The 1061-nt window shown below is 44.9% G+C and carries 1 protein-coding gene; it reads left to right on the forward strand.

Features of this window, described 5'->3' with window-relative positions:
* Nucleotides 1-300: 300 nt before the first annotated feature.
* A partial coding sequence (locus HMPREF3190_RS04610; protein ID WP_156425718.1) for an NEAT domain-containing protein occupies nt 301-1061 on the forward strand: 761 nt, incomplete at its 3' end.

Genomic DNA, 1061 nt, shown 5'->3' on the forward strand with positions numbered 1-1061 from the left:
CCGGCAAGGATGCCTCATAAGGATGCAAACAATGCGTAACGCACACGCATAAAACGCGTAGTGCGGTAAGCAAGGCTGCATGTTTTGTGCATCATGCGTTTATGATATAGCTACTGTACCTGGCATTTATAATATAGCTGTCGCACCCGGCACATCAGAAGCGTAACGAGTGTCGGGTGCGCATAAGGGTTGGAATCAAGCAAGGAACTAGTGTTGCACTATTGATGCAATGCATCGAATAGATTGCAACTGTTCACATAGCAATTAATAAGGTATTGGACGTATAACAAAGGAGTACGTATGAATAAAAAACACAGCGTTATTGCTAAAACTGCAGGAGTTGGAATGCTTGGTTTATCTCTTGCATTGTGCGGACTATCTGCACCGCTAGCGCCTCAAGCGCAATCTGCAACAACATCGCATGGAACAACAACTGCTTATGCGGATACTTTAAATTTTGCGTCACTTGCCGACGGTGAATACACTGTTGCGATTACCGCGCTTTATGCGCCTAATGGAAACCAGCCTTCAATGATGGATCAGGGTTTGGTGCACACGGCTCCTTTAAGCGTAAAGTCGGGTGTCTACACCTTGCAATGTACCATCAATGAGATTTCAACGTTAGGTCAAACGGGTGGTGTTCAAAAAGTTGCTCAGGCAGGAACAGTAGCTATTGGTGACTATCCATCTGCACCATTTACTCCCTTATGGAGCACCGATAATCCTAATGGTGCAGCGGCAACGTTTAACTTAACGGTAAATGATGCAGCAAAGCAAAATGGATTATTGGGAATACAGATTTTTGTTCCTGCGATGGAAAATCTTTCACAGGGAAGTGGAACACAAACTGCATTTATCAAAATCGATACAAGCTCAGTGAAACTTGTTAAAGCAGCAGATAATCAAACGACCAATCCAGACAACCAAGGTGGCAATCCTGAGAATCCTCAAGGAGAAAAGCCAGAGGGCGGCACACCTGAAGAATCTCCTGTTCCAAGCTTTGATCAGGCAACCAAGCGTATTGCTGGAGCAACTGCAGAAGACACGATGCAAGCCATTGT

The organism is Umbribacter vaginalis (genome assembly GCA_001552935.1).
Taxonomy (GTDB): domain Bacteria; phylum Actinomycetota; class Coriobacteriia; order Coriobacteriales; family Eggerthellaceae; genus Berryella; species Berryella vaginalis.